This window comes from Pontibacterium sinense, assembly GCF_015209595.1.
In the GTDB taxonomy this organism is placed as follows: domain Bacteria; phylum Pseudomonadota; class Gammaproteobacteria; order Pseudomonadales; family Balneatricaceae; genus Pontibacterium; species Pontibacterium sinense.
On record NZ_JADEYS010000035.1, the window covers coordinates 1 to 22,349 of the forward strand.

At 51.6% G+C, this 22,349-nt stretch carries 12 protein-coding genes; 3 read left to right on the plus strand and 9 right to left on the minus strand.

From position 1 onward, the window contains the following. The 7 genes from IOQ59_RS20870 to IOQ59_RS20900 all read right to left on the minus strand — a co-directional run. On the minus strand, positions 1–1,145 hold a 1,145-nt coding region (locus IOQ59_RS20870), incomplete at its 3' end, for an efflux RND transporter permease subunit (RefSeq protein WP_193955420.1). 12 nt (positions 1,146–1,157) lie between these two features. Continuing rightward, positions 1,158–2,156 carry a WD40/YVTN/BNR-like repeat-containing protein gene (locus tag IOQ59_RS20875; RefSeq protein ID WP_193955421.1) on the minus strand — a complete coding sequence of 333 codons (999 nt, stop codon included), beginning with the start codon at positions 2,154–2,156 and terminating at the stop codon, positions 1,158–1,160. An 80-nt stretch (positions 2,157–2,236) separates the two neighbouring features. Then, positions 2,237–2,839, minus strand: a complete 603-nt coding sequence (locus tag IOQ59_RS20880) for a nucleotidyltransferase family protein (RefSeq protein WP_193955422.1) — start codon at positions 2,837–2,839, stop codon at positions 2,237–2,239. Continuing rightward, entirely contained in the window at positions 2,836–3,867 is a 1,032-nt protein-coding gene (locus IOQ59_RS20885; protein ID WP_193955423.1) for an XdhC family protein, read from the minus strand. Before IOQ59_RS20885 ends, IOQ59_RS20880 begins: the two co-directional genes overlap by 4 nt. Positions 3,868–3,942: 75 nt before the next feature. Further along, positions 3,943–6,303 carry a xanthine dehydrogenase family protein molybdopterin-binding subunit gene (locus tag IOQ59_RS20890; RefSeq protein ID WP_193955424.1) on the minus strand — a complete coding sequence of 787 codons (2,361 nt, stop codon included), beginning with the start codon at positions 6,301–6,303 and terminating at the stop codon, positions 3,943–3,945. Then, positions 6,300–6,824 (minus strand): (2Fe-2S)-binding protein, encoded by a 525-nt coding sequence (locus IOQ59_RS20895; RefSeq protein WP_193955425.1) that lies wholly within the window; start codon positions 6,822–6,824, stop codon positions 6,300–6,302. The genes IOQ59_RS20890 and IOQ59_RS20895 overlap by 4 nt, the downstream gene beginning before the upstream one ends. An 18-nt stretch (positions 6,825–6,842) precedes the next feature. Further along, the gene (locus tag IOQ59_RS20900) at positions 6,843–7,715 is read right to left on the minus strand and encodes an FAD binding domain-containing protein (RefSeq protein WP_228051075.1); all 873 of its coding nucleotides are present in this window, start codon (positions 7,713–7,715) and stop codon (positions 6,843–6,845) included. A gap of 444 nt (positions 7,716–8,159) precedes the next feature. Here IOQ59_RS20900 and IOQ59_RS20905 point away from each other — a divergent pair, with 444 nt between their 5' ends. Further along, a complete protein-coding gene (locus IOQ59_RS20905) occupies positions 8,160–9,890 on the plus strand; it encodes a sigma-54-dependent Fis family transcriptional regulator (protein WP_193955426.1) in 1,731 nt (576 codons plus the stop codon). Positions 9,891–10,008: 118 nt separating this feature from the next. Here the strand turns inward: IOQ59_RS20905 and IOQ59_RS20910 are convergent, their stop codons facing one another. Then, positions 10,009–10,284, minus strand: coding sequence for a hypothetical protein (locus tag IOQ59_RS20910; protein WP_193955427.1), 276 nt, complete (start codon positions 10,282–10,284; stop codon positions 10,009–10,011). A gap of 139 nt (positions 10,285–10,423) precedes the next feature. After that, positions 10,424–10,813, minus strand: coding sequence for a hypothetical protein (locus IOQ59_RS20915; protein WP_193955428.1), 390 nt, complete (start codon positions 10,811–10,813; stop codon positions 10,424–10,426). Between the two features lie 115 nt (positions 10,814–10,928). Here IOQ59_RS20915 and IOQ59_RS20920 point away from each other — a divergent pair, with 115 nt between their 5' ends. Beyond that, positions 10,929–11,831 (plus strand): AraC family transcriptional regulator, encoded by a 903-nt coding sequence (locus IOQ59_RS20920; RefSeq protein ID WP_193955429.1) that lies wholly within the window; start codon positions 10,929–10,931, stop codon positions 11,829–11,831. A gap of 594 nt (positions 11,832–12,425) precedes the next feature. Further along, a partial coding sequence (locus IOQ59_RS20925) for a DUF4347 domain-containing protein (protein ID WP_193955430.1) occupies positions 12,426–22,349 on the plus strand: 9,924 nt, incomplete at its 3' end.

Below are 22,349 nucleotides of genomic sequence, written 5' to 3' on the forward strand. Positions count from 1 at the left end.
AACAGCAGCGGTACCGCCAGCAACACGGTAATGATGATGGTCAGTGCCCACAGGGAGGCGTAGTGCGCCAGCTTGGTGTTGAGTGGAATCGAACCGATCGCAATCAGCAACAGACCGATCGCATCGGAAACGACACCTAAACTACCCGGACGGAACAAACTCTCGAAGGTGGTACGCGCGGCCAGATGATGGTCAGCGTGGTCGTTCAGCTCCAGATAATACCGCTCCACGATCTGGATACCGTGCGACATGGCGCGGGCTGAGATCAGGAATGGAATGACCAGACCCAGCGGGTCGAGGTTATACCCGAACAGGGAGATGATGCCGATGCCCCAGATCGAGGAGACAATGACCGCACCCAGCGGAATCAGGACCCCGTAGGCTTTACGGAAGTAGAAGATCAGCAGCGCGATCATGATCAGTGCGGTAAACAGGAAGATCTCAATGATCTGATCCAGATACTGATATGCCCAGCCCACCAGCATCGGCTGACCGGTCACATGAATCTTGATCCCGGTAACGGCTTCATCGGCGCGCATCTTCTGGATCTCATCAAAGGTCTTCTCATAGTCCAGCTGACCTTCGTTGAGCTGCGCCTTGATCAGCGCCATCTTCATATCCGGCGACACCAGCGGCCCGTAGACCCGTGGATCGGCGGTCACATCACCGCGCAACTTCTCCAGTGCGTCGGCGTCCATCTCCCCGCCCTGCGGATCGTAATAGGACTTGGAGTTGACGTTACCTTCCGGCGTCATCCACACCTTACGCGAGTTACGGTGGGTCACACTCGATACAAGGTTATGGTTGATCCCCGGCAGACTGTCGACCGCCAGCGTCATGCGGTGGATTTTGGCTAAGGCTTCATTGCTGAAGATGTCGCCCTCTTCCACCTCGACCCCAACGATGATCACGTTGGCGCCGCCAAAGGAGGACTTTATCTCGTTGTGCAGCTCGATATACGGATGGCTCTGCGGCAACAGGTCCGCAAAGTCGGAGTACATCTTGACGCTGGGGATCTGATAGGCGAAGAACAACGTAATCGCCAGAATGATGCCCAGAATCGTTTTAGGACGACGGAATACCGACTCATCCAGATTATGTAGAAAGTGCGTCGCCTTGTGAGCGTCTGCAGACTTTTTATCCATCAGACCAACCCCTTACTTCTGTGACAGTTGGGTAGCGCCGGAAGAGATATCCAGCGTGAAAAGAGAACCGGAACCGCCCGCAATCAGCAGTTCGTTGTTGCTGAGTTGCGTTGCCGCGCGCAGGTAGACCGGTTTGCCGTGGGTTTCCACGCGTTGCCACTGATCACCGTTAAGCGTCAATACGGTATTGTGATCACCGAAGGCGAACAGCTGAGAGTCAGCCTGTTGAAAACCATAAATAGGCGATTCGGTTGGAGTGGTTTGTTGTTGCCAGCTCATACCGCCATCAGTGGTGTGTAGAATCTGACCACTCAGACCGCCGACCCAGCCAGTGGTGGTCGATGTGAATACTGCACCCTGTGTATAGAAATCGTTGGGGATATATTCCGGAGGATTCCAGTCCTGACCGCCGTTCTCACTTTTGGCCACAACTCCAAATTCACCGGTGGCGATCACCGTATTGTTATCCACAAACTGAATACCGGTGAGCAGGGCGTCTTCATTCAGGCTGAAGGTATTCCAGCTTGTGCCCTGATCACTGGAGTTAAGAATGGTAGAAAAGCTGCCGACGACCCAGATGCTGTTGTCGGGTGCACAGGTCAGTGCGAGCACGTCTTCTTGTGTATCGATGGGACTGGAGTGCCAGCTGCTGCCGTTATCGCTGCTGCGCCAGAGTGTTTTATCCAGACTCAGGGCGACGAAGCTTTGGTCCGGACACTGTGTCACATCCACCAACGCAGGTTTGTTGTTCAGCGTCTGGCGTTGCCATTGCTGCTCATTGATCGGGCTGGTCAGTACCAGTCCGTTATTCCCCACTACAACCATCACCTGATCGTTGCTGGCCATGCTTTGAAACTGGTCGGTGCGGCGGATGGATTTGGATAACTCCTGCTCCACCTTCTCAAGGTTTAGCGGTGCTTCGCAACCGGCTAACGACAGGCTCAGTGCTGAAATCAGCAAACCTGGTTTAACCGATAAGGCGATGAGCTTGTTTGTTTTTATAGATGCCATCGTCAATATCTCTTGGGTAATTCTAAAAGCTGTGTTGAACCTGTTGGGTGACTTTTAGAGTGTTAAAAAATGACTACAGATTAAGTCCCCTGTTTGACGCTTTTGTATCGCGTCCACTGGCGTTGGTTGTTGAGATTAGTACGTACCAGCGGTGTGGTCACGCCAACTCGCGCAATATCTGTGTGCGCGAATCGTCTGAGCTGATGATCCAGACGTGCATCTGCCGCTGCCGGATCAACTTTTAATAAGTGCTTTACCACCGTTTTACTGAGTAACAGTGGATGCCCGCCACGGCCTTGGTAACAAGGTTTGGCAATACGTTTGTTTTGCAGTGCGCGGCGAATCCGGAACAGCACAGCGGGTGCCGGGACGGGATTGTCCAGTGGTACCAGCAACGTCTGTTGGCTGATAAACCCTTTTAGTGCCTGCTGCAGGGTGCTGAACGGCCCGCGTGCCGGATTGGGGTTATGCGTCTGCTGAACCCCTGCTGCCTTATTTAACAGCGGACGTGGACGAAACCCGGTGGCCAATACAATCCGGTTGAAGCCGGCACGGCGTAGCTGTTGGATCTGATACTCCAGCCAGCTGATAGGCTGCCCCGCACAATTCAGTGTGCGCAGTCCTTTATGGATGCGACCACTACGGCTGGAGCGGCCACCGGCCAGAATAATGGCGGTACTCATGCCGATGCCTCATGATGCATATCAGGTGCTGTGGATAACTGCTGACGTTCACGGAGTTGCAGCAGCTCCGCCATGCAGCTAACGGCAACCGCCATCGGCGCTTTGCCCATGTCCGGTAAGCCAATCGGCATATGTACGTGGCTGTCATCGATCCCTTCATTGTCGAGACGATGGCGAAAACGGGTGGCTTTGGTTTTACTGCCGATAACACCCAGATAGGCCAGATTCCAACCGCTCATCTGTTGCAGCAGTTCGTAATCGAGCTTGTGGCTGTGGGTCATGATCAACACCGTGGTGTTGTGATCGGCCTGATCCAAGGTGTCAGCGAATGCGGAAGGGCGTACGTTAACCTCATCTGGAAACGCCGCCGGGTCAGCCCATTGAGGACGACCGTCAAATACACTGACGCGAAAATCCAAGGCGCTCGCAAGCGGGGCCAGTGCGCGTGCGATATGACCGGCACCAAAGATCCACAATTGAGGCGCGTCTTTGGCGTTACGCAGCAAGGTGCGATCGGCACCCGCGGTCAGACGTTCACTTTTGCCTCCGTTGATGACCTGCGGCTGCCAGCCAGAGGTGTCGCCCAGCGACTGTTTACCTGCGGTGAATCCTCCGACAAGCTGTAAACGGTCTTCGGTGTCGATCTGATAGATGCGTTGTGCCTGTTCGTTCATCAGGGCCTTCAGTGTCGGAGGCACCATCACCAAACGGGCTTCCACACGACCACCGCAGCACTGATCGGTATGGCAACCTAAGCCATGATCTATCGTCATGGTGCTGGCTGAAGGCAACTGTCCCGTTTCCTGCCAGCGCCACCAGCTCAGCTGTCCGGCCTGCATCAGTTTCCATTCCAGATTGCCACCGCCCACACTGCCGAGCCAGCGCCCGTTGCTGAGCAACAGCATCGAATCACCGGGTTGTGTTGGCGCAGAGCCTTTCACCGACGTGATCAACGCTTCCAGTACCGGGTAGGGTTGTTCGCCCAGTGGGTTGTGGAAGTGTTGCAGCGCTTCAACGTTTGTATTCATTGCGATCTCCTGTGGACATCAGGTGCCGGATTGGTTTCTGTGATGGACACCAATCCGGCGTGCTCAGAGAGTGGATCAGCTAAAGCTGAGTCCGTTTTCTTTGATCGCTTTCAGCACTTTCTCTGGGGTGATTGGTGCTTCCTTGAACTGAATACCCAACGCGTTGTAAACGGCGTTCGCAATCGCGCCAACCGGGCTGGTCAGGCCGGCTTCGCCGACACTTTTGGCACCGTAAGGCCCGTGTGGATCGGGATCTTCCACCAGAATCACCTTCATCTTCGGCATGTCGGACGAACCGTACATTTTGTAGTCAGTGAAGCTGCTGTTCAGTGCCAGACCCTGCTCGTCGTAATAGATCTCTTCGGTCAGGGCCATACCGATACCTTGCTGTGCCCCACCCACCATCTGACCTTCGGCCATTGCTGGGTGTAAGGTACGACCGATGTCGTGGGTATGGACCAGTTCCAACAGATCGATCTCACCGGTTTCAGTGTCGATCTCAACTTCTACAAAACAGGCGCCAAACGGTGGTGAGTTGTGCTTGGAGAAATGGCTGGAGAAACCAAAAATCTGGCCGGGAGCGCCTTCCGGTTCGCCGGTTTCCGGGTCCATGTAGTTATACACACCCAAGTGACAGATCTTCGCAACGGTGATGCTGTTCTCCGGGTTGTTCTTGGCAAAAATGGTTTTGCCTGCAAACTCCAGATTATCCACAGTGGTGTCGAGGTGACGCGTCGCCCGTTCCAGCAACTGCTTCTTCACATCATCACAGGCTTCCATGATGGCGTTACCACCCACATACGTGGTGCGGCTGGCATGGGAGCCGATATCGAAACCGTTGGCATCGGAATCACCGGTTTTCAGGTGGACTTCGTCCATCTCCAGTCCCAATGCTTCAGCGGCGATCTGCTGCAACACGGTGTGAGAGCCCTGACCCAGATCGGAACACGCCACAGAGACTACAGCGCTGCCGTCTTCGTTCATCATCACCGTGCAGACGGTGTGCTCCAGCAGCATCGGCGTAGCACCGGAGGTGTGGTTCATCACTGACACACCGATACCGCGACGTTTCACGCCGGTCTGGTTTTTCAGTTCATCAGACTTCTTGTTCCATTCGATCGCGTCAGCACCCTGACGCAGACATTCGCTCAGCTGACAGGATGGATATTTCACGCCGAAGCACCAGCCGTCGTCGCCCACCCCTTTGTGCCAGTCGAGACGCCACTGAACCGGATCGATTTCGAGTTTATTCAGCGCACGGTCGATCAGCTGTTCCAGTACGAAATTGGTCTGTGGATTGCCGTAACCACGATACGCACCGGCCGGGGCCTGGTTAGAGAAGTAAGACTCACCCTGATAACCCAGTGCGCCAAATTTATACATACCACTCAGCCATGCACCCGTGGTGAACGGGACGCCGGATGCGTGGGTAAAGTAGGCACCGGTATTGGCTTTAAAACGAGCCTGACAGGCAACAGGAGTACCGTCTTTCTTGAAACCCAGGCGCATCCAGTAATCACCGGCGTGACGGCTTTCGGAGATGATCCAGTCCTCCTCACGCAGCGTTTGAACCTTCACCGGACGCCCTGGTACTGCCAGCGCCATGGCACAGGTTTCCGGCTCGGAGATGATCCCCAAGCGGGCACCAAAGCCGCCGCCGATGGTGGTGGAATGGATCTTCACCTTGGACATCGGCAGGTCAAACAGACGCGCAATCTTCAGATGAGTAATCTTCGGCATCTGACCGCTGCTCCAGCAGTTCAGACGACCACGGCCATCCACTTGTGCAATATAGGCATGCGGCTCCATCTGGCACTGTTTCTGTTTGTTGACGTAAAAACTGTCCTCAACAATCAGATCCGCCTCTTTCATTGCATCGTCTGCGTCACCCCAGCCGTAGCTGTTACCCGGGAACATCGCTTCCGGAAGCTGGAATGCCTGGTTGTTCGGCTTATCCGGGTGCAGCTGCAAGACGCCGTCCGCTTCTGCTTCACTTGGTGTCATAAACACGTTCAGCGGTTCGTACTCCACAATCACCTTGGCAGCGGCACGTTCGGCTATCTCTTCTGAGGTAGCGATTACGCCGCATATTGCATCGCCCTGGTGACGGACATGACGGGTGAAGATGGTCTGATCCTTCAGATCGCCCAGCAGGTCGCCCACTTTGTCCGACACCATCTCGTCGCACGCGCCGGTGTTGTACGTGTTCTGTGTCACATCCTCGGGACCGAGTACTTTCACTACGCCCGGCAGTTTCAGCGCTTCGCTGAAGTCCAGTCGCGTTACGCGGGCGTGGGCATAATCCATACAACGGACGATCTTGCCGTACAGCATGCCCTGCATCTTTAGGTCAGCGGCATAAATCGGCTGGCCGGTGACTTTCTCGTAGGCATCAACTTTAGGTACATTTTTTCCGATCACTGCAAACTGGCTCATGCGTTCACCCCCGCTTTTACTTCAACTGCGTTGTCCCACTTGGCATCCGTTTCAGGGAAGCTCTTTGCGGCTTGCTGTACGGCTTTAACAATGCTGTCGTAACCGGTGCAGCGGCAGATGTTGCCTTCAAGCTCCTTGCGGATCTCTTCTTCGGTTGGATTCGGGTTTTTACGCAGCAAACTGGTGCTTTTCACCACCATGCCCGGTGTGCAGTAACCACACTGAACGGCGGTCTGATCGATAAAGGCTTGCTGCACCGCATTGAGGCCATCAAATGCCAGACCGGCAGAGGTGGTGATGGAGCGGCCGTTCATGGTGGCGGCCAGCGCCATGCAGGAGCAGAGACTGTCTTTGTCATCCACGATCACGGTGCATGCACCGCATTCGCCGGTACCACAGCCGTATTTAGTATCGGTAAAGCCGAGCTGCTCACGCAGGGTGTCCAGCAGGGTTTGATGCACCGGCACGGTGAGATTCATCGCAGTGCCGTTGATGGTGAGTTGGATTGCACGTTCTTTCATGATTTCTCCCTCTATCCCTTACTGGGCGGCCGTAGCGGCTTGTTCGATCAGACGTTTCATCACTACACCGGAGACCATCAGGCGGTACTCGGCGGTGGAGCGTTTGTCGTCAATGGGGGAGATCTCAGTCGGTACTATATCGGCTACGTGGGCCAGCAGTTCCGGGGTGATCTCTTCGCCGATCAGTAACTGTTCGGCTTTTGGCAAACGCAGGGTGGTCGGACCGACACAACCCATGGCCATGCGTGCAGCACGACAGACATTACCGTCCATATCGAGGCGTACGGCGCCATTCAGCTTGGCCAGGTCTTCGTTTACGCGGGTCATACGACGGAAAGCTGAACCGGTTTGCTGTTGTGGAGCATCAACGATGATCTCGACAACTAACTCATCAGACTGACGGGCGTTCTGGTTGTAACCGGTCCAGAAGTCTTCGATTGGCACTTCACGTTTACCGTTCTGACTTTGCAGAATAACGCGTGCACCCAGTGCCATCAGGGCACAGCTGCAATCGCCTGCCGGGCTGCCGCGTAAAACATTACCCACGACGGTTGCGGCGGTACGGATCTGAGGGGTGGCGAAAACCCAGGCTGCCTGCCACAGCGCCGGGTATAAGGTCTGAATTTCCGGGGTTTCAAGAATCTGTGCCACAGTGGCGCGTGCACCAATGTGCAGACCGCTGTCACGGTTAAAATCGATGTAATCGAGTCCACCCACTTCAGACATGGAAATCAACACTTCTGACTGGTGACGCACCTTCATTGCCACCACTAAATCGGTGCCTCCGGAAATCAGCTCTGCGCGATTCTGGTAGTGCGCCAACAGGTTGATTGCTTCCGATGTGCTTGTGGGCACCAGCAGATCAAACTCTGGCAAAATACGACTACTCATAGATCTACCTACCTGGTTTTTATTGTGTTTACTGAGGTATTCAGGTTGTTAGCGATGCCACTCGGGTCTCGCATAATCCTGTAATTACAAGGGCAAACAGAATGCCAACTCGAAATAGTTGTTTGTTTTCAATTGGTTATTGATATGGCCTAAGTTTTGAAAGGGCATTAGTGATGAAATCATCACTTTGTAGGTGAGCAAAACATTTATCATTTAATTACCCATGCAAGTTCAATTGAAATTGCATGGGATAGGCGGTAGGGTCGGTACTATACTGGCTGATAAGTAACCACAAATAGAGTCTTTGGGCCGATTGTTCTTTCTTGAACAAGCGGTCTACTATTTGGTGTAAAGTTCAACCATATGAACAGATGATTCTCCATCGGTGTAAAGCCGAATGCTGAAGAACAACAATAAAAAAGCACGCAGTGAGGCAGTAGTTTTATGTTGAAGCCACAGGTGAGTAGTCAGACGCCGTTACCTGACTACAGTGATCTGCTTAAACGTATCCATTTTGATGAAGAGACCGGCCACATCTGGCTGGACGAAAGCCAGATGTTACTGCTGGATGCCACCGTATTCAGCGATATGCGGCGGGTGATGATTGAAACATTAGGGCTGAATGGAGCCCGCGGAGTCTTGACCCGTATCGGTTATCTGGGCGGCTACAAGATGGCCGACCTGGCCCGTAAAATACACCCGTCGACATCTGATAAAGATGCGTTTGTGATCGGCCCACAGCTGACGATGGTTACCGGTATGGCATCGGTGAATGTGTTGGCGCTGGATATGGATCTGGATAGCGGCGAGTTTTACGGTGAGTTTGAAATCTTGGGCAGTGTTGAATCCGATTCATTTGTAGAAGACTTCGGTGAAACCGATGAACCCATCTGCTGGCACCTGATCGGTTTCGCCAGCGGTTACACCAGCCATTTTATGGGACGCGAGATTATCTACCGTGAGGTGGAATGCAAAGCCAGTCATGGTGGCAATCGTTGCGTCATTATCGGTAAACCTGCCGAAGAGTGGGATGATTATCAGCTGGATGCTCAGTACTTTGAGCCACTGAATATCAAAGACCAGATGCTGGACCTGCAGGACCGGATCGTTGGCCTGCAGAAAAAGATCGAAGGTCAGGGTGAATCAGCTCAAGCCTGCGGCTCCGTGGGTGTTTCAGAACGTTTTCAATACGCCTGGACGATGGTGGAAAAAGCCGCCAACAGCCAGATTACCGTGTTGTTGCTTGGTGAAACCGGGGTGGGCAAAGAGATGTTTGCCCGCGGTTTACATCATTGCAGTGACCGGGCGGATACCCCCTTTGTGGCGATCAACTGCGCAGCCATTCCCGCCAGCCTGATCGAGTCAGAACTGTTTGGTGTGGAAGCGGGTGCCTATACCGGTGCTAACCATTCCCGTGCCGGACACTTTGAACGTGCCTGTGGTGGTACGCTTTTCCTTGATGAAGTGGGTGAATTGTCATTGCAGGCGCAAGCCTCGTTACTTCGTGTGTTGCAGGAAGCTGAAGTGGTACGGGTGGGCGGTAGCGAAGTGCATAAGGTGGATATCCGTCTGGTGGCAGCCACCAACGAGAATCTCGAAAAAGCGGTTGAAGAGGGGCGCTTTCGCGCGGATCTCTACTATCGCCTGAATGTCTATCCGATCACGATCCCGCCGCTGCGTGAACGAGTGGAAGATATTCCACTGCTGGCGGATCATTTCCTGAAGAAATATTCCGCCCAGTACGGCAAAAAGATCAAAGGTATCTCCGACAAAGCGATGCTGATGCTCAAATACCATCAGTGGCCGGGCAATGTCCGTGAGCTGGAGAATATGATCGAGCGGGGTGTGATCCTGGCGGATAATAACAATGCGATTAACGTGTTTGATCTCTTTGTCAGCCCCGAACCACCGAGCAGCGGTGGCGGGCGAAGTCTGAACAAACAACAGCAACAACGTATTGCCAGCAGTATTCAGAGTGAAGACTGGGCGAACGATCTGGTGGAATCAGGTATTGGTCTGGATATGGTAGAGAGTACACTGATCAATAAAGCGATGTGCAAGGCCAACGGCAATGTAGCGCACGCCGCTCGTTTACTGGGGTTGTCGCGGCCTGCTCTGGCATACCGTCTGAAGAAAGATACTAAAGAGGGTAAGTCTAAATCTGACCCTGAGTGATACCTTAAGGTATTGTCTATTTTGGGTTAAACCGGGGTAGCGGGAGTTCAATGCTTGAATAGGTTGAGCTTCTATCGACGAACGTATCTTTTAAATACCTGACTTGAAAATAGGGTAATTAATTGAGACTTACTGCTTTGTGAGTTTTAAAGCGTTTCAGAATAACGGTTTCCAAGAGTGTGTCTTCAATATCAAAACCGACCTCATTACACATTAATATCTGTTCTGGGTTATCACCGGTATAAACGGTAATGATGCCGTCTTGCTCATCAATAGTCCCAAGCCTTTCTGCGATTACATACTCGAGTGCGGATATCCACATCGCTTCACTTGCACGGCTCAGGCCATCAGCGCGTTTAGCGATACATCTGGAACAAACATTTACGTTGATCACGCTCTTTCCTTTAGTGCAGATTATCTGACAGCCTATCAGAACACTCGGTATATCCTCTATCTATTGTTCTATATATGTGAAAAGTGTGGTTGTTTCAGCAACCACACTTTTCAATTCATTTAACGAAACCAAATCGTTTTTAGGACGCGGCTTTTACATTATCCAAGTCATACCACGGTGTTGGATTAATCGGGCAGCGGTAACGTACACCGTCTTCGGTAATCGTAACGCGACTGGTGCGCTGCTGGCCGGGTTCCAGTGGAAACATGTCCAATGTTTCATGGCTTTTAAAGTTCTGAATTTGGAAACCAACCAGCTTGCCTGATTTATTGGTGATCACAAATTCATACTCTCCCGCTTTAAGACCCGCAATGGTCTCCTCTGCGGAAAAATAACCGTTGTACTGATCCAAATGAATAACGGTGACGCCGTCTTCGCGCGTTTCCGGTGTGCCTGCCGCCGCAAAAGGTGCGACAAACAGAGCGGTTACAAGAGAGACCATGAGTAAGAAGGGTTTAAGCAGTTTCATGTTGAGCTCCTAAGCCGTGTTGATGTTTACGAGATCAACTTTAAACGTTAGGGTTGAGACGAACTATGCCTAAAAATCCATAATATATAGCTATTCGTCTGAATGTGGGGTCTTTATGAACTTGCCCGGTAATGATGCTCTAAGTCTGATTTTGCAGCGCTTACGTCTAAAAGCGGAGGTGTATGTCCATGCAGATTTTTGTGGTACCTGGGCGGTGGATACCTCCGGTAGCCGTAAGGTGCCATTTCATCTGGTAGAACGAGGTAAGAGTTGGCTGCATATGCCGGAGGAAGCCCCGCGTCTGTTAACCGCAGGTGATCTGGTGATTTTTCCCCACGATCATGCACATCAGCTGTGTAACCAAGAGTCGCTACCAGCGCAGGTAGTGTATAACCAGATACCTGAGCCGGATCCGGCGTTGCCGATGACGACGTTGGCTTGTGGCAGTTTCGAGTTCGCCAGCCAAAGCTTATGGCCTTTGTTGGATAGTTTGCCGAAGGTGATTGTGCTGGATCTGACCGATACCCATCGCCTTGGCCAGACCTATAGTTTGATGCAACTGATGATTAGCGAGCTTCAGCAAGGGCATGCTGGAAGCAAAGCGGTAGTGGATCAGCTATCAGCGGCCCTGTTTGTGCATGTTCTGCGTAGCCAGATTGAGCAAGGCTTTGCGCAAGGTGTTCTGGCTGCGTTGTTTGATCCGCAGATCGGACAGGCGTTATCACTTATCCATCAACAACCGGCACAGGATTGGAGTGTTGAGCGCTTGGCGCGAGAGATAGGGATGAGCCGCTCTGTGTTCTCAGAACGCTTTCGAGATCTCGCGGGAAAAACACCGATGCGTTATCTTGCTGAATGGCGAATGCGTGAAGCCAGTGACCTTCTTAGTAGCACGGATGATTCGATTGCGAAAATTGCCGAGGCTTGCGGATATAGCTCAGAGGTTGCCTTCCGTAAGGCATTTCGTTCGGTGACCGGACAAACGCCGGGAGCGGTGAGAAAACAGAACCGTTTATAAACCTTCATTCAATATTGCTGTATATGCAACGGTATATGGTCAGCTATCTACATTTATTTATAGTTCTATTGGATTTAAATTAAAGGGTTATTTGGAAATATGAATGGTGTTCATAAAAAGGTTGGTCATCGTTATAGCTCGTTATTTTTAAATACCAGAAGTAAGTGATCGATCAGTCAATTATAAATAGATCCATTACTCAAAAACTGAAGTATAAAAGTAACCTCTAATTCATTATGATAGGTTAAATTTTGACACATGGGTTACGTTATATTTGACGTAATTCTGACTTTCGGTGATTTTCAATATCGCGTGCTCAGGCGAGTTGAGACGTTTTCTACGCAAACCGAAAAATTGACTGATGAGCCGTACTGATGGCGAGTCTCTGTCATTTAATAGCCGACAGCAATGACTTGTTAGGAATGTAACGTGCAGGGACTGCTTGTTTTACACGTCTGAGTATTCTTCTCGCTCTTCCTGCAAAACTTCGAATTAAGATTTCAAGATTGAATAAGTGTTGTTAGGGCTTCATTGCTCTGTGGACCAGCCACGTCTGCTGTTTACGGATATCGATGCTTATAAAGGGAACTGAAGATGATGAAGAAACAGGACGAAACTGCAGTATCCGGGGTCCTCGCCCGCAAGCCTTTGTTCCGAGCGCTTGAACAGCGCATTATGTTTGATGCGGCGGCTGTAGATACCGCTGCACAGGCGGCGGCACCTGAAGTGATCATCAATGCGACTGACACGCAGGATGACGCCTTGCTGGACAATCTGGCTGCGCTGGTTCCACCGGCAGAGCGTGACCGTACCAACCTGGTTGTGGTTGATCAGGGGGTGGAAAGTTATGACACCTTGCTGCAGCAGATCCCCGACAATTACAGCGTGCTGGTCATCCCTGCGGGTGAAAATGGACTGGCACGTCTGGCTGAATCTCTTCAGAACTTCAACGATCTCGAATCTATTCATATTCTGAGCCACGGTAGCGATAACCTGTTTCAGTTGGGCGCGGATAAGCTGACCGCCGAAACGGTGAATCAACATGCTGATGCGCTTGCGAAGATTGGCAATGCCCTCAATGCAGATGGCGACCTGCTGTTATATGGCTGCAACCTGAGCGCCAGCACCGATGGCCAAAGCTTGCTGGCCAGTATTGCGGCTCTCACCGGAGCGGATGTCGCGGCTTCTGATGATCTGACCGGCGCAGAAACATTGGGTGGTGACTGGCAACTGGAGTCCCGCACGGGAGATATTGAAGCCTCTATATTGGAGCTTACTTATGATGGGCTACTGACCGGTGCAACGTATGTGACTACCACATCCCCTGATTTAGATAGGGTGCATACGGAAGGTAATGATCCGATCGATTTTCAGATTGATGTGGGTGAATTGCCAACGGACGTGAGTTCAATACATCTTGCCATCCACGCCAATGATATTGATGAGGAACAAGGTGAACTTGATAAAGTTTATTTAAATGGTACTGAGCTTGGGCGTTTGACTGGGGCAAATGGCGTCTGGAGTACGACAACCTTTGAGGTTAACTCGGGTTTAGTTAGGAATGGCGCAAACGATATCCAGATAACGATCAATAGTGCTAAAGAAGGGCTCAATCCATGGCAGGCTCAAGTCGATTGGGGACAGATATTGATCAACGGGGGAGCGAAAGAGCATGGCGCATTCTCAGAGGCTAAATTATCAGCTGTAGTGATCAATGAATCGACTGCAAACTTTACCAGCGCATTAGATCTCAATATTTCGACATCGGGTAGTTATCGGCTTGAAACGCAGTTATCTGATAAAGACACAGGCAATGTTGTAAGCGTTGAAACAACTACGTTTACAGGGACAGCTGGGCAGAACCAGCAGCTTGCCATTGATTCTAGCTATTTAGTGTCAGAACCAACAGGCGTCTGTGTGATGAGCTTTAACCTGTTCTATACCGGAGGAGGTACAGATGTACTACAGGCACAGACTGCGTATGAGTTTGATACGGTTGAGAATAAAGGGCCTTCGACGGCACCAGACTCGGCGGATAACACGGTTTCGTTTAACGGTGCCGGTGAGTACGTCTTCGAGGTTAACGACTTTAGTTTCACAGATATTGATGGCGATACACTGGATGCGGTTGTCCTTAAATCCCTGCCATCACCGGGCGAACTGACATTTAACGGTTCTACGGTAACCTCGCTGATCAGCGTCACCCAAGCAGATATCATCGCGGGTAAACTAAAATACACTGCTGCAGAAAATGGGTTTGGTCCAGCGTATTCTAACTTCAGTTTCAAAGTGAGCGATGGCAGTAAAGAGTCTGCAGCTTATACGTTCACCTTTAACGTTGAAGAACCTATCTATATTCGCTCAAGCAACAGTGCACTCAACCAGTCCGATGGTCAGAACACACAGGTTGCGCTGCTGACACCGTATACAGAGGCTGATGGCGCAACCTATACCTATTCTCTGGTAGCGGGTACAGGTGATACCCACAATGATCTGTTCAATGTGGTGGATAACCAACTGATCGTGAACGATGCGGGCTTGATTGCACAGGGCAGTCTGTCACTGCGTTTACAGGTAGAGGCCAGCGGTACTGAGATCTACACCCGTACGCAGGTGGTGACTTTGACACTATCCGATGATGTGGCACCAACGTCTATTCAGGATACGGTTAATACTGACAATTTCGGCAGCGGCGCAGACATGATTCATGGTTCTGTCGCTGAAGGGGCTACAGCAGGCACCGAAGTTGGCATTGATATCGATGCGAGTGATATTGCAGACATTACCTACTCCCTGCAGGGAGTTAGCAGCAACCTGTTTGAAATCGATCCATCGACCGGCGTGATTGCCGTTGCCAGTGGTGCTCTGGTTAACTTTGAAGCCTCTGAAGTACACTCCCTTACTGTCGTTGCAACGGACGCCCACAGCAATGCAGCGACCTTTTCCGTCAGAATTGCTGTAACAAATGTTGCTCCTCAGTTGGTGGATGACACAGGCACGGCCACTGAGCGTGCCAGTAACGTAACGGGTAATGTGTTGACCAACGATATCGATCCAGGCAGTGCTGCTGGTGCGGATCTGAATGTGGTCAGCATTAGTGGTGATTCCACGAAAGTGGGTCAGGCTGTTGCCGGTAGTCATGGTGGCCTCTTTACCATCACTACCGATGGGAGCTGGCGCTTTAATGCCAATGGTGATTTCGACACGCTGCTGGATGACGAGACACAGACCACCCGTGTGACGTTGCGGGTTGAGGATAGCTCTGGTGAAGGGGGTGAAACCACGCTGGAAGTCACGGTATCCGGCATAACCGCGGAAGCCCCTGAATTGGCACTGGAAAATACCGATGTTGATCAGTCCCTGCGTCGCAATTCAATGGTAGCGCGTCTGAGTGTACCGAATGCGCTGTCAGGTCAGCGTTACGGGTATACCTTAGTGGATGGGGACGGAAGTGATAGCAATGATCTGTTTACCTTAGAAAGTAGAGGATACCTGAGGATCCAGAACGATGCTGCCGGCCTGCCGTTGGGCGATATTACCGTTCGGGTTCGTGCGGCCTTAACCAGTGGAGATGAGGCAGGACTCTATACCATTGAGCAAGTCGTAACGCTGTCCGTGGTCGATACAGTCGCACCTAAGTTTAGTGGTGATAGTGACTCCATAGGGGACGGAAGTGGTGTTAATGGCCGCTTTGTCATGGGCATGGCCAATGGCGATAAAGTGGGCATCACCGTCAAAATGGATCGGGCGGATCAGGAGAACGTGACTTTTAGTCTGAGTACCGGTGGTGACTGCTTCCAGATTGATGAAACCACCGGTGTCGTGACGGTAAGAGACGTATCTCTAATTAGTGCCAGCGACAGCAGTTATACCATCACGGTGGTCGCGACCGATCCGGCCGGAAACACGGCAACCCGTGACTACAATATCTCCATTGAGGTCGATACCGTTGCACCTGAGTTTAATGGTGACAGTGATCGTATGGGTAATAGCGGTAGCTTTAGCGGGCGCGTTATTCCGGGTATGGCCGCTGGCGAAGAGGTTGGCATTACCGTACAGATGGATCGTGATGATCAGGGCGCAGTGAAGTTCAGCTTAAGTGGTGGCGGTGATCGCTTCCAGATCGATGCGGATACCGGCGTTGTTTCCGTTAAAGATGCAGGTTTGATCAGCGCAAGTGATTCAAGCTATACCATCACTGTGGTCGCGACTGATATGGGGGGCAATACCGCTTCACAGGACTACCTGATCTCGGTAGAAATCTCGGCACGAGATGATACGGCGCGTGGTAATCAGGGTTATACCCTCAGTGGTGATGTGCTGCGTAACGACCGCGATGTAGGTGGTGATAACAGTGCGATGACCGTCGCACAGGTAGCAGGTAGTGCAGAGAATCTGGGTCAGCCTGTTGCAGGCAGTCAGGGCGGTGTGTTCACCATCAATGGTGATGGAAGCTGGACCTTTGATCCAACCGCTGAGTTGAACAAGATACGACAGAACGAAAGTCTTAATACTACTATCGACGTCACAGTGCTTGATTCGATGGGGCAACTCAGTACCAGCACTCTGACGATCACTGTGTTGGGCCGTAATGATGCCCCAACGAATCTGCAGCTCAGCAGCCCTGAATATACACTGTCGTCGGTAAACCGTGTTGTAGGCGACCTGACCGTCGACGATGTTGATGAAGGCGATACTCCCACCATCAAAGTCAGCCGGGATAACAGCAGCAGCTTTGAGGTGGTTGACAATCAGCTGCTTGTGAAAGAGGGAGTCAGCCTGGCTCCGGGTTCTTACACCCTCACGCTGGAAGCTCGCGATAGCGGTCGTGCCCGTGTCATCGAGGAATTCACCATTGTGATTGCGGATGACGGTGCCCCGACCTTTGCCACCCCTGCGGACAGTGATTCGGCCGGTAATGAGAGTGAAACTATACAAGGTGTTGTCCATGATGGCGCAACTGAAGGCACGGTGGGTATTACCGCATCGGCAACGGATAGTAGTCAAATCAGCTACTCATTGACGGATGATGCCAGCGGCCGTTTTGTTATTGATGGTGCCAGCGGTGTGATCAGTGTGAAGCAGGGCGCGACAATTCTGCTGAGTGATGCTTTCTATGATGTGATGGTCAGGGCAACCGATGTTTATAACAACAGTGCGGACCAAGCCTTCAGAATCGCGGTGAAAGATGCACCCCCAGTCGCTGTGGATGATGTTGACGTGACTGTTGAAGATAACACCTCACCGGTAACCGGACAGGTGTTAAGCAATGATGATAATCCGGGTGAAACGCGGGAACAGCTGAGGGTCCGGGCTGTGAACGGAAGCGTGGATAATCTGGATACTGCGATTGCTGGCAGTCACGGCGGTCTATTCACCGTACAAGCTGATGGTACATGGAGCTTCTCCCCTGATGCGGCATTTAATGCCATGCAGGTTGGCGATAGTCTGGAAACTTCCGTGACGGTCGAGATAAGTGATAGCCGGGGGAGTACGGCGGAGAGTCGCCTGACGGTCACCGTTAACGGTGAAAATGATGTGCCGACAGCAATCATGCTGACCGGCACTACCGTGGCGCTTGATAGCGATAACCTGGTGCTGGGCGATCTTAGCGCAACAGACCCGGATACCGGCGATAGCCATAGCTTTACGCTGGTAGAAAAAGAGTCTGATGCAGCGGATAACCGTTTCTTCCGCATCAATGGTACTGAGCTGGAGCTGGTCGATAAAGCGATTGGGACGGGTAATAAAACCGTCCATATCCAGGTAAGCGATACGAATGGTCTGGCGTATATCCAGAGTTTTACGTTGCGAGTGACAGATACGGCGGTTCTGACGATCACCGGTGACAGTGATGCTGCACATGATGCCACTGACGGCAGTTATAACGGACTGGTCAAAGAAGGTGCTGCGGCCGGTAGTGCTGTAGGAATTCAGGTACAAGTCGATTATCTGCTGGATGAGAACCCAACGATCAATTATAGCTTGCTGGAGGATGCGGATAATCGTTTTGTCATTGATCAGAGTGGGGTGATCGCCGTTGCTGAAAATGCGGTGTTTGATGCTGCGGGTATCTCTACTCACACCGTTATTGTACAGGCGGAGGTGGGTGGTGATGTTGCCACATCCTCGTTTGTGATTGGTGTTGTGCCCACCCTGAGTGTTGCGGATGACACGGCAGAGGTCATCGCAGGTTATAGCGCGTTTGATCTCAATGTATTGGATAACGATCCGTCAAAAAACCAGCTCGGAGGCCCGTTAACGGTTCTGGCTGTCAATGATCAGAATGATAATGTTGGTCAGGGTGTGGATGGTAATAACGGAGGCCATTTTGTCGTTTCCGGGGATGGTCTCTGGCAGTTTACTTCGTCGAATGAGTTCGAAGATCTGAATGTTGGTGAAAGTCGGGTGACCTCTGTGGATATCACCGTCAGCAATGCAGTAGGTGATACGGCCACCAGTACTCTGAATGTGACAGTAACCGGTGAGGCTGATGCGCCTACCGATCTGAAGTTGGACAAAGACTATGTTGATATAGCGGCTGGCTCACCGCTTGTTGGCACTCTGACCGGTATTGATGTTGATAGTGAACAGGACGAATTAACCTTCAGTTTGGCGGAGAGTGCTGAAAACCCAGACAATGCGCTCTTTGAGATTGATGGCGATCAATTGCAGGTAAAAGGCGCGGCTACCTTAACGGTCGGTACTGTATATCGCCTCTATATAGAAGTGTCAGATGGCACTGGCTCTATGGGTAAAGTCTTTAATGTGACGGCAATTGATCCGGCGGTGCCTTATATCACAGGTGATCGTGATGCCGCCTTTGATGATAAGGCTAAATCCATACAAGGGTCGGTGGTAGAAGGCGATTACAGTAGTGAGACTGGGGTAGGAATTACTGTCAATAGTATCTTTAACGGTGAGCTGACCTACACGCTTTATCAGAGCATCTCTATTCCGTTTGATGGACTAAGTGCAGAGCATGAACACGAGCTATTCAGTATTGATGCGGATGGTGTGATTCGTGTTAAAGCTGGGGCAACTCTCAATGCTGAAGCAGGCACTACCCAATTCGTCGTGGTCAAAGCCACCGATAAGAACAATCCAGACAATAGTGCTTACCGCACATTTGATATTGAAGTGCGGAATCTGGCTCCTACGATTAACGACGATACGCACACGGTCAGTAATCAGGCCACTGTCCTGAAAGGCAATATACGCGACAATGATAGCGATCCTGGTAGTACTAATCTCTCCGATGACTTGTATATTGGCTTCGGAGTAGAGACATTGAAGCTACATGAACCAACGGCGGGCTCTGATGGTGGAGCGTTTTCGATAAACCGTCAGGGAGAGTGGACTTTCCGTCTTGGTGATGACTTTAACGATCTGCAACCGGGTGAATCAAGAGTAACCACAGCCCGAGTATTGACTAAAGAAAATATATTCCCGGGACAACCTGAGCCCGTTGAAAGCATTCTGAGTGTGACGGTTGTTGCCCCGGATGATATCAGCCTGAATAACAATCGGTTGGACCTGGCTCAGTCAGATAATGCGGTGGGTAATCTGAGTTCTATCGCAGGTGGTGATGGCCTGTTCAGCTTTGAGTTAGTAGATGGGGCGGGTGATACCGCCAACAACCGATTTAGCATCGATGGCAATACATTAAATGTGATACGTGAGCCTCTGCCTGCGCCGGGTGAATACAGTATTCGGGTACGCATGTCGGGGGGGGAAACCCCACCGGTAGAGACGATGTTGACAGTCGTATTGTTAAATACCGATGTTGAGTTCTCCCTTATCGATATCGATTCAAGCCCTAGCACGGGTACGGTGACAGAAGGAGATGTTCACGGTACCGAGGTTGAGCTCCGTGTGCAGCCGAATCAACCGTCGAGAACGCTGACATATGCGCTGACCGATACCGCAGATGGGCGTTTTATGATAGATCCCCAAACGGGAGTGGTGACGGTAGATGACGCGTCAAAAATTAACGCGGAAGATGGTACATCAGAATATCAAATTCAGGTGACAGCAACCGAGGAAGGTAGCGGACGGAGCAGTCTGCATACGTTTAACATTAGTTTGGAGAATGCCAATCTTCAGGCGAGTAATGATCAAGCGAATGTGCTGGCAAATGCGACCAGCCCGTTTAACGGGAATGTGTTTAGCAACGATCAGGATCCGAACAGTGTATTGCCCGGATCGGATGTTATTGTGCTCGGAGCGGGGCCAGAATTTGATAGCCTGAGAGGGCAAAGTGACCTGTATATATGGGATATAGTGCCTCAATTTAATAACGGCATCGACTCGGCTCTGAGTGGCAGTGAAGGCGGACGCTTCCTTGTAAAAGCTGACGGCAGTTGGACGTTCGAGCACAACGGAGAGTTTGCAGATTTATCGCCGGGTGAGACAAAAGAGACACGGATTACCGTATTAGTGGCCGATATCGGTTTTGCCTGGGGGGTAGGGTTACCCGATTCGGCTAAAGATAGATTGCCTGCTTATCTTAATGGTGACCTTCCCGGTACACCAGTTGCTACAGAGATCATTGTTACCGTTACCGGCACCCTGAATACTCAGGATTTTCAGCTGGTTGATAAAGATTCTGCCCATAATGACCGGGGTAGCAATCCGCATGGTTATGGTGCTATCACCGAAGGCGCCGCGAATGGTGCGCTGGTGGGGATTACCGTGGGCGCAACTGATTCACGGCAACCGCTAACGTTTGATATGACGGATGATGCGGGTGGTCGTTTTGATATTGATACTAGTAGCGGCGAGATTAGCGTTAAAAACGGTGCGTTGCTGAATGCCGAAGATGGTGCCAACCACTATCAGGTGCGTGTCACGGCAACGGAAGCTAATACCGGTCTTATCTCAACCGATACCTTTATTATTTTCCTTGATAACGCAACGCTGAATGCCGCAGATGATCACGGTCAGACGAATGCCAATGCGACTACACCCCTGTCCGGAAATGTGTTCAGCAATGATAGCGATGCTAACAGCACGTTGCTGGGAGATGATGTGGTTGTCTGGGCAGCAGGTTCCTCTGTGGAGAGTATCAGCAGTAGCCCTGAGCTGACCTTATCCGATGCCAGCCGCATTGGTGGTGATGGCATTGATCAGTCGATTTCAGGTAGCAATGGAGGCCTGTTTCGTGTTGATCATAACGGCAACTGGACCTTTACGCACAACGGTGACTTTGACGACTTGGCGGTGGGGGTTACCCGCGAAACGCGTATTTCTGTTTTAGTCAGTGATCAGGGTCTGGAGTGGGGCGAAGACCGTATTATCGCCGATACCATGCCGGACTTCATCGATAGTAAGCCCGGCCAACCGGTGGTGAGCGAGATTATCATCACTGTTGTTGGTATGGACGATACTGTGGCATTTGAGCTGACGGACACTGATAGTACGCAGAACAACCGTGGCTCCAACCCAAGTGGTTATGGTGCAGTTAACGAGAATGCAGCGGATAATTCATTGGTAGGTATTACCGTGGTTCCCACCACGCCTCGCCAGGCGCTGACATTTGAGCTGACAGACAGTGCCGATGGTCGCTTCACAATCGATGAAAACGGGGTAATCCGTGTTGTTGAGGGTGCTCGTATTAATGCTGAGTCAGGTGTGGATCACTACAATGTGGTGGTTGTTGCACGTGAAGCTGAGACGGGCAAGACCGGTATACAGACCTTTACCATTTTTGTAGATAACACGCCGCTCACCGCTTTGGATGACACAGGTCATACCACAGAGAATGCTGCAAGTCCGATTACGGGTAACGTATTTACAAACGATTCAGATCCGAACAGTGTGCTGCCGGGTAATGATGTAGTAGTGCTGGCGGCCGGTCCGGATGTAAATGCCTTGCGTGGTCAGTCAGAACTCAGTATTAGCGGTATCCGAGATCATATCGGCCAAGGCCTGAATACGGCAGTGACCGGCAGTAACGGAGGTATTTTCCGTATAACTGCTGATGGCAACTGGCAGTTTGAAACCAATGGCGATTTCACTGCACTGACTCAGGGGCAGACGACCACGTCCAGCCTTACCGTTGTCAGTTCAGATCATGGTTTGGGTTTGGGAGCAAACACGGTTGATGACGGGTTACCTGCATTTATCAACGGTAAACCGGGCACGCCGGTCGTGACAGAGATTGTGGTGACGATTGTGGGTGAGAACGCTACACCGGTCGTGACGCCACCTGCTCCGACGCCACCTGCTCCGACGCCACCAGCTCCGACGCCACCAGCTCCGACGCCACCAGCTCCGACGCCAACGGACCCAACACCTACAGATCCTGCACCAACGAATCCAACACCAACGGATCCAACACCAACGGATCCAACACCAACGGATCCAACACCAACGGATCCAACACCAACGGATCCAACACCAACGGATCCAACACCAACGGATCCAACACCAACGGATCCAACACCAACGGATCCAACACCAACGGATCCAACACCAACGGATCCAACACCAACGGATCCAGCACCAACAGATCCA